This is a genomic window from Paraburkholderia sp., from assembly GCF_026225065.1.
GTDB lineage: Bacteria > Pseudomonadota > Gammaproteobacteria > Burkholderiales > Burkholderiaceae > Paraburkholderia.
In genome coordinates, this window is sequence record NZ_JAMFSB010000085.1 from 1 (window position 1) to 7,161 (window position 7,161).

The window sequence follows — 7,161 nt, forward strand, 5'->3', positions numbered from 1 at the left end:
ACGTGGGAAGCGACAGACAAGGCGCTGATCCTCGCCGAGGCTGCTGGTACGGAGCCGGTTGCCGCGGTCGTTTAAGCGCGTACTGCGTCAGCAAAAAACCCCGACGGCGTTGAGCCGGGCGGGGTTTTTTCTATTAAAGGCCCGCAAAGCCGAACCACCCTTCATTGCCAAACGACATCCGGCGCGGGCGGCGGCTCGTGCTGCGCGGCGCGCTTACGCGTTTTGGCGGCAGCGCACGACGCGGCGTTGGCTTGCGCAGGAGCGTGCGCAGCGAAAAGCGGCGCGAACCGGCTTGCGTACGCAACGCGGTGAAGAACATCTGGAACCACGTACGGATGCTGTCGACCGGTTTGGCCTCGCGCCATTGGCCGGCGAGCGCACGGGTGCGGGTCGCGTGATGGCGCAGCGCATGCACGACGTGCCGGCGCGCGGGACGCGCTGCCTTGAGGGCGGCGCGGGTAAGACGGGTATTCAGGAGAGTGTGCATGGCTTCCAAAGGTAGGCAGCGTGTCACGCGACGGGAGGCGCTATAAAAACGAGCACCATCTATGCCAGCGGGATGGACGCGCAAGCCCGAAAACTGAGCGGGAAGTGGCGGCAGCGGCCTGCAGTGGCCGTGCGCAAAGGAAAGCAGCTGGAATTGCAGTCAACATGCATGCAGGCTACACGCGAATCGTGACGTCAGAAAGTCCGTTATAACCCTCGCGTCTGCGGGTTTTTACGGGGCAGATCGCGGTGTGAAACGATCACGGTCGTCCCGTTACGGTCGATAAGCGTGCACGCCCGCCCCTGCGGTGTGCACCCGGCCGGGATGCGCGCACTGCAAAGTCCGCACGCTTATCGCGCACGTTTTACAATCGAGCATCGGTCAGTAGAAAGTAACGGAATACCCATGTCAGGTCACTCAAAGAAAGAACAGGTTCAGGTCTTGCGGGAACGGGGCTTCGTCGTCGTGCCGGGGCTGGTTTCGCCCGAGCGCTGCAGCGAGTTGAAGCAGATCGCGCAGCGGCAGTTGCAGGAGGCGGCCACGCCGATCGAATTCGAGGCGGATCTGCAATACCCCGGCGCGCCACAGTCGAAGCATGCGCCCGGCGGCCATACCGTGCGGCGCCTGCTCGATGCCTACGCACGCCATCCGCGTTTTGCGGAGTGGGCGACGGCGCCCGAAATCCGGGGCTGGATGGAAACGTATTTCGGCGAGGAGCCGCGCCTCTCGCGGGCGCATCACAATTGCATGATGACCAAGCACCCTGCGTATGGCAGCCTGACCGGCTGGCATCGCGACGCGCGCTACTGGTCGTTCGAGCGCGATGATCTGGTTTCGGTGTGGCTCGCGCTCGGTCCGGAAACGGTGGATAACGGTGCGCTGTGGCTCGTGCCGCAGTCCCACACAGCGACGTTCACGTCCGATCGGTTCGACGACGCGAAATTTTTCCGCTCCGATCTGCCGGAAAATCAGGCGCTGATCCAGACGGCAGTGTCGCCGGAACTCAAACCGGGCGATGTGGTGTTTTTCCACTGCAACACACTGCATTCGGCCGGCAAAAATCTCAGCGACCAGGTGAAGTTTTCGCTGGTGTACACGTATCACGGCGCGAGCAATGTGCCGTTACCGGGCTCGCGTTCGGCGTCGAAGCCTGAGATTGCATTTTGATGGTCGCGTGTCGCCGAGCCCCGCTGCTGGACGTCCAGAATCGCCCGCGCAGCGGGTCGCCTGCCTCAGCGCTTGCTGCCTGAAGTCGCCATTCCGATCAGGCCCGCGAGCGTGGCGATCACGCCGCCTGCGATCAGCATGATGGCCTTGTTGGTCGGCGAACCCGTGAAGACGCGCGATACGTCGCTGCTAAACGAGTGGAAAGCCTGGCCGCCGAAATACAGCAGCACCACGCCGCCGACAATCAACGCGAGCGAAATCGCTTTGGTCATGAACTTCCTCCTGTAGAAAAGTCGTGGAAGTGTAGGGGAGCGTCAAGGGCGCGTCCACGTGCAAACTTCAGGCGTCCCGCATAATGGACGCCTGCAATCCTTTCGACGATTCGCTAAGATAGTTAGTTCGTCACACCCCGCACGAAGCCGTACGCGGCCGCGCAACATGCGCAACCCAGGCAGTCACGGCCGGCCGGGCCAGCCAGGCAGTTGGCACCGCGGCCGCCTGACAACTCTCCTTCCGTCTTCACCAAGGATTCAAGCAATGGCTTACGAAGCAGCTCCAGCACGCTATTCGGACATGCAATACCGCGTTTGCGGCAAGTCGGGCCTCAAACTCCCGGCGCTTTCGCTGGGCCTGTGGCACAACTTCGGCGACACCACGCCGATCTCGACGCAGCGCGACATTCTGCGCACCGCCTTCGATCTCGGCATCACGCACTTCGATCTGGCGAACAACTATGGGCCGCCGTACGGCAGTGCCGAAACGAATTTTGGGCGCATCTTCAAGGACGATTTCAAGCCGTACCGCGACGAGCTGTTGATCTCGTCGAAGGCCGGCTGGGATATGTGGCCGGGTCCGTATGGCCAGGGCGGCGGCTCGCGCAAATACGTACTCGCGAGTCTCGATCAGAGCCTGCAACGCATGGGGCTCGACTACGTGGACATTTTCTATTCGCACCGCTTCGACGCCGACACACCGCTTGAAGAAACTGCCGGTGCACTGGCGAGCGCCGTGCAACAGGGCAAGGCGCTCTACGTCGGCATCTCGTCGTACTCGGCCGCCAAGACCCGCGAGATGGCAAAGCTGCTCGCCGAATACAAGGTGCCGCTGCTGATTCACCAACCCGCATACAACATGCTGAACCGCTGGGTCGAACACGAACTGCTCGATACACTTGACGAGATTGGCACTGGCAGCATCGCTTTCACGCCGCTTGCGCAAGGTCTGTTGACCGGCAAGTATGTGAACGGTGTGCCGGCGGACGCACGTGTCAACAAACCGGGCGGCGGCTCGCTGAAGCAGGACCACCTCAGCGCGCAGAACATCGAGCAGGTTCGCAAGCTCAATGAGATTGCCCAGCGCCGCGGTCAAAGCCTCGCGCAGATGGCACTCGCATGGGCGCTGCGCGGCGGTCGCATCACGTCGGTGTTGATCGGCGCGAGCAAACCCGAGCAATTGCTTGAAAACGTGGGTGCGTTGAAGAACCTCGAGTTTTCGAAGGAAGAGCTGGCGGAAATCGATCGCTTCGCGACCGAGGGTGGCGTCAACCTGTGGGAAAAGCCGTCGACGGATCAGGCCGTCTGACCAGCAAACAGCCAGACAAAGTGTGATTGCGAAAGCCGCCGTAAGGCGGCTTTCCTTTATGAGCATGGGCTCTTCGTTACGCGCCGTTACCTGGCGACACCATTCTTCCCGCTGTCATACAGCGCTGCTAAGGTCGCGGGCGATGTCGTCTCGACGGAGGGAAGATGGACCCAAGTGCGGCCGCTCAAGCCGGCCCGGCAACGCAATCCACGGCGCATGGACGACGCAAGTCCAAACGCGCTGCCATCGACGTACGCGCCAATCTCACCTTGCTGACGGTCGTGACGATCGCGATCACGCTACAGCTTTTTGTGCTGCCCGTGCTGCTGCGTGCATGGGGCATGCCGGCGTTGCTACTGATCGTGCCGCTGGTCGCGTTGACACCCATGCACTGGGGTTTGATTCACGAGGCGATTCACGGACAACTGTTGCCCGGACGGCGTCTGAACGAAGACGTTGCGCGTGCGCTGGCCATTGCGTTTGCACTGCCGTTCGACGCGGTACGCTTCGGACACCTGATGCATCATCGCTTTACGCGCGAGCCTTTCGATCGCCCGGATGTGCTCGATCGCAGCCGCCCCGTCACGGAAGTGTGGCCCGGTTGGGCTAGTTACTACGGACGTTTGCTCGGTGGCCTGTACGCAGGGGAGTTGATGGTGCCGCTGCTTGCATTTGCGCCCGTCAATGTCGCTCGTTCGCTCGTGGCTCGTGCTATCGGCACAGAGGGACCGGTCGGCGCCGACGTACAGCGTCATTTCACCAGCTTCGCCGTCGACTCTTCGCGGCGCGCGCGAATCCGTCGCGACTGGCTATTGACGCTCGGCTTGTTCGTGCTCGCCTTCTATCTGTACGGAGCGTGGTGGCCGGTGCTGGCCTTGACGATGTATTTGCGCGGCGTGTGGCTTTCGCTGGCCGATAACCTGCCGCATCATGGCGTCGCGCTGGATCAGCCAGGGCGCTCGCGCAATTTCCGCGTGGCGCGTGGATGGCAAGGTGTGCTGATGAACCACCATCTGCATCGCCTGCATCATCAGCATCCGACGTTGCCGTGGACGGCTCTGTCCGCGCTCGATTCGCTTGAGCGCGCAGCATGCAGCGAATCGGGCCGATTGAGCGAACCCGCCTATTTCCTTAGCGCGTTACGCCAGTTCAAGGGACCGGGCGCGTTGGACGCTACCACGCACTAACTAGCCTCACCAGCCATCCGACTTCGGCTCGCTAAAGACTCCGAGGCGGATTCCCGAGCGCGGCTAGACGAGCGCCGGAAGTCCTTCGACCAGCAGTACCGCAATGCCCACGCCCAGCAGGGCGCCGATCAGGCGGAAGACGTTGTGCCGCAGTTCCGTCTTGCAGGGTAGCGCGCCGACAAACAGGGCGCCGGCTAGTGCCATCGGAATGATCAGGATGAAATCGGCGATCGTAAAGTAGGTCGTCATGCTCGTCTCCTTGTGTCCTTGCGCGGCCAGCGGCGGTCTTTTTAGTTTGAGATGGCTGTCACGCTTGTTTCGAGTATAGGCGACGGCTGAGCTGCTGTCGGCGTTGTTTGTGGCACTGCAGCGGCGCTTTGTGGACCATCGAAGGCTTGCCTGGCCGGGCTGAGCGCGTTCTGCCAAAGCACCATCGGGTAGCGCCGTAGTCTTGCGTTCGATTACATTGTCCTTTCTGAGAACCAACGGTGTCCGTTAGACCTCCCACTCACACTGTACCGTGGCTTTCTTGTGGCTCAGCCCAGGCAAGATCCCTGGACCCATGTTTTTGATGTATCAGTGCCGCAAGGTTTATGATGGCTTGTGATCATGCGGTACAGTAAGGCCATCGGCTTGGCGTTTTGCCGGTGTCGATGAGACGAAAGCGCTGAAATGAAGGGCCATGTGCCGCCAGTTTCCGCTTTCCCCTTACCCGCAAAACGGCAACAATGAGCTTCACCACCACCGCGTGCGACGCGGAGAAACTTAGGTGCGTGCGCAACGTGTTCGGCGAAGCGGCGCTTTTATCATCACCTCGACCGGCACGATCTTCATATAGCCGGCTAAGTGAGAACGGGGAAACATCATGCAAGTCGGTTCTATCGTCCGATCCGTGCATATCGCAGTGCCGCAAGGCGCGCGCGGGATCGTCATGCGCATTCTGGGCGACATGGCGATGGTGGCGTGGTATGCCGGCGAACCCGGCACTTCGCTGCAACTCAACACGGAACCCTTCTTCCTCGAAGACCTGATCGATACGGGCGAACTCGTGCGTCCGGCCAGTGCGCAGATGCACTGAACGCGGCTCGTAGCCCGCGCGTGTCGCTGCAACGCTCGTCTTTGACGGCGGCGCGGCGCACAATGCGGGCATGAACTACGAACCTCACGATTCGCAGGACGATGCCTCCGGCACCGTGCCTTTTGCCCGGCTCAAGCCGGAGTGTGTACTCGACGCTATCGACAGCGTGCTGAGCACGGTCGGTGTGCGCACCGATGGCCGCATGCTGCCGCTCAACAGCTACGAGAACCGCGTCTATCAGATCGGCGTCGAGGACGGCCCACCCGTTGTCGCGAAGTTCTACCGGCCCGAGCGCTGGACCGACGAAGCGATTCTGGAAGAGCATGCATTCGTGGCCGAACTGGTGGAGCGCGAGATTCCGGCGGTGCCGGCGCGTGTCTTCGAAGGCCGCACGCTGCATACGTTCGACGGCTTTCGCTTCTCGATCTTCGAGCGGCGCGGCGGACGCGCTCCGGACCTGGACCGGCGCGATACGCTCGAATGGCTGGGCCGCTTTATCGGCCGCATCCACGCCGTGGGACAGACGCAGGACTACACCGCACGACCCACGCTCGACATTCAGACGTTTGGCTATGAGCCGCGTGATTTCCTGCTGTCGCAACGCTTCATTCCTGACGATGTGCGCACGGCGTGGGAAACGGTGATCAACCTCGCACTTGAAGGCGTCCAACAGGCGTTTGAGCGAGCCGGCGAAATACGCGCTTTGCGTATGCACGGCGATTGCCATCCGAGCAATGTGTTGTGGACCGATGCCGGTCCGCACTTCGTCGACTTCGACGATAGTCGCATGGGGCCGGCGGTGCAGGATCTCTGGCTGTTGCTGCCGGGCGAGCGTGCGGAAGCGTCGCGCGCGCTCACTGATCTGCTGGCGGGATACGAAGACTTTTGCGAGTTCGAACCGCGCGAACTGTATCTGATCGAAGCGTTGCGCACGCTGCGGCTGATTCACTACCAGGCATGGCTGGCGCGCCGCTGGGACGATCCTGCGTTTCCCGCTGCGTTCCCCTGGTTCAATACGCAGCGCTACTGGGAAGACCGTATTCTCGAGATGCGTGAGCAACTCGGCGCGATGCAGGAAGGGCCGCTCTGGCCGGTTTAGCTGTCGGCCGGGGCCAGCCGCGGCGGTTCAGGGCGCTGCGTCTTTCGAGGTAGATGGTCCGCTCACCGAACTGATTTTCACATCGCGATCGGGGAAGCGCGCGATCAGGATCAGTTCGCCGCCCAAAGCATGAATGTGGTCACGCAGCGACGAGACATACATGTCCGTTCGCTGTTCGAGTTTTGCGATACTCGGTTGCTTCACGTTCATCAGGCCGGCCACATCTTCCTGAGAGAAGCCCATTGCGCGACGCAATTCGGCCAGCGCCATTTCGGCGATCAATTGTTTGCTTCCTTCCTCGGCTCGGGCGCCTGCCTCGGGGGACATCTTCGCCTGCAATTCTGAGTATTTTCTCGCCATCATTGACTCCTTCTTGATCTAGTCGCGCCAGATGCGCACCATATAACGCGTCCGCACGTGGGATATTCACTGCGTACCAGCGATCCTTGCCGGGTTTGTCGCCACCGATTAACAGAATGCCGGTGCACCGTGGGTCGAAGATGTACAGCACGCGAAAGGGTCTGCCAGCGTGCTGGATTCTCAATTCCCGCATGCGGCTGTA

The 7,161-nt window shown here is 61.5% G+C and carries 9 protein-coding genes and 1 pseudogene; 5 read left to right on the plus strand and 5 right to left on the minus strand.

The genetic code is table 11. The features are described 5' to 3' along the window. Positions 1-133: 133 nt before the first annotated feature. Positions 134-487: a hypothetical protein gene (locus M0954_RS06700; RefSeq protein WP_122153105.1), complete on the minus strand. Its 354-nt coding sequence runs from the start codon at positions 485-487 to the stop codon at positions 134-136. Between the two features lie 405 nt (positions 488-892). Between M0954_RS06700 and M0954_RS06705 the strand changes: the two genes are divergently transcribed. Then, on the plus strand, positions 893-1,654 hold the full coding sequence (locus M0954_RS06705; RefSeq protein ID WP_297352257.1) for a phytanoyl-CoA dioxygenase family protein: 762 nt from the start codon (positions 893-895) through the stop codon (positions 1,652-1,654). Positions 1,655-1,719: 65 nt separating this feature from the next. On the opposite strand, the gene M0954_RS06710 is transcribed toward M0954_RS06705, so the two are convergent. After that, complete coding sequence (locus M0954_RS06710; protein WP_297352259.1) at positions 1,720-1,926, minus strand: DUF3185 family protein; 207 nt, start codon at positions 1,924-1,926, stop codon at positions 1,720-1,722. 265 nt (positions 1,927-2,191) lie between these two features. Here M0954_RS06710 and mgrA point away from each other — a divergent pair, with 265 nt between their 5' ends. Continuing rightward, the gene (gene mgrA / locus M0954_RS06715) at positions 2,192-3,235 is read left to right on the plus strand and encodes an L-glyceraldehyde 3-phosphate reductase (protein WP_122153107.1); all 1,044 of its coding nucleotides are present in this window, start codon (positions 2,192-2,194) and stop codon (positions 3,233-3,235) included. Between the two features lie 164 nt (positions 3,236-3,399). Beyond that, positions 3,400-4,422, plus strand: a complete 1,023-nt coding sequence (locus M0954_RS06720) for a fatty acid desaturase (protein WP_297352261.1) — start codon at positions 3,400-3,402, stop codon at positions 4,420-4,422. A 63-nt stretch (positions 4,423-4,485) separates the two neighbouring features. On the opposite strand, the gene M0954_RS06725 is transcribed toward M0954_RS06720, so the two are convergent. After that, a complete protein-coding gene (locus tag M0954_RS06725) occupies positions 4,486-4,671 on the minus strand; it encodes a hypothetical protein (RefSeq protein WP_123385187.1) in 186 nt (61 codons plus the stop codon). 616 nt (positions 4,672-5,287) lie between these two features. Here M0954_RS06725 and M0954_RS06730 point away from each other — a divergent pair. Both M0954_RS06730 and M0954_RS06735 read left to right on the plus strand, forming a co-directional pair. Continuing rightward, the gene (locus tag M0954_RS06730; RefSeq protein ID WP_074263085.1) at positions 5,288-5,500 is read left to right on the plus strand and encodes a hypothetical protein; all 213 of its coding nucleotides are present in this window, start codon (positions 5,288-5,290) and stop codon (positions 5,498-5,500) included. Between the two features lie 70 nt (positions 5,501-5,570). Continuing rightward, positions 5,571-6,599 carry a serine/threonine protein kinase gene (locus M0954_RS06735; protein ID WP_297352263.1) on the plus strand — a complete coding sequence of 343 codons (1,029 nt, stop codon included), beginning with the start codon at positions 5,571-5,573 and terminating at the stop codon, positions 6,597-6,599. 27 nt (positions 6,600-6,626) lie between these two features. Here M0954_RS06735 and M0954_RS06740 read toward each other — a convergent pair whose 3' ends face one another. Then, on the minus strand, positions 6,627-6,962 hold the full coding sequence (locus M0954_RS06740) for a helix-turn-helix domain-containing protein (protein ID WP_367279495.1): 336 nt from the start codon (positions 6,960-6,962) through the stop codon (positions 6,627-6,629). Between the two features lie 49 nt (positions 6,963-7,011). Then, positions 7,012-7,152: pseudogene (locus M0954_RS06745) on the minus strand (type II toxin-antitoxin system RelE/ParE family toxin); the annotation flags it as partial. Positions 7,153-7,161 lie beyond the last annotated feature (9 nt).

Excerpts from the sequence above, each read along its gene's own strand:
- M0954_RS06700 (WP_122153105.1), bottom strand. The coding sequence starts at position 487 with ATGCACACTCTCCTGAATACCCGTCTTACCCGCGCCGCCCTCAAGGCA.
- M0954_RS06705 (WP_297352257.1), top strand. The coding sequence starts at position 893 with ATGTCAGGTCACTCAAAGAAAGAACAGGTTCAGGTCTTGCGGGAACGG.
- M0954_RS06710 (WP_297352259.1), bottom strand. The coding sequence starts at position 1,926 with ATGACCAAAGCGATTTCGCTCGCGTTGATTGTCGGCGGCGTGGTGCTG.
- mgrA (WP_122153107.1), top strand. The coding sequence starts at position 2,192 with ATGGCTTACGAAGCAGCTCCAGCACGCTATTCGGACATGCAATACCGC.
- M0954_RS06720 (WP_297352261.1), top strand. The coding sequence starts at position 3,400 with ATGGACCCAAGTGCGGCCGCTCAAGCCGGCCCGGCAACGCAATCCACG.
- M0954_RS06725 (WP_123385187.1), bottom strand. The coding sequence starts at position 4,671 with ATGACGACCTACTTTACGATCGCCGATTTCATCCTGATCATTCCGATG.
- M0954_RS06730 (WP_074263085.1), top strand. The coding sequence starts at position 5,288 with ATGCAAGTCGGTTCTATCGTCCGATCCGTGCATATCGCAGTGCCGCAA.
- M0954_RS06735 (WP_297352263.1), top strand. The coding sequence starts at position 5,571 with ATGAACTACGAACCTCACGATTCGCAGGACGATGCCTCCGGCACCGTG.
- M0954_RS06740 (WP_367279495.1), bottom strand. The coding sequence starts at position 6,962 with ATGATGGCGAGAAAATACTCAGAATTGCAGGCGAAGATGTCCCCCGAG.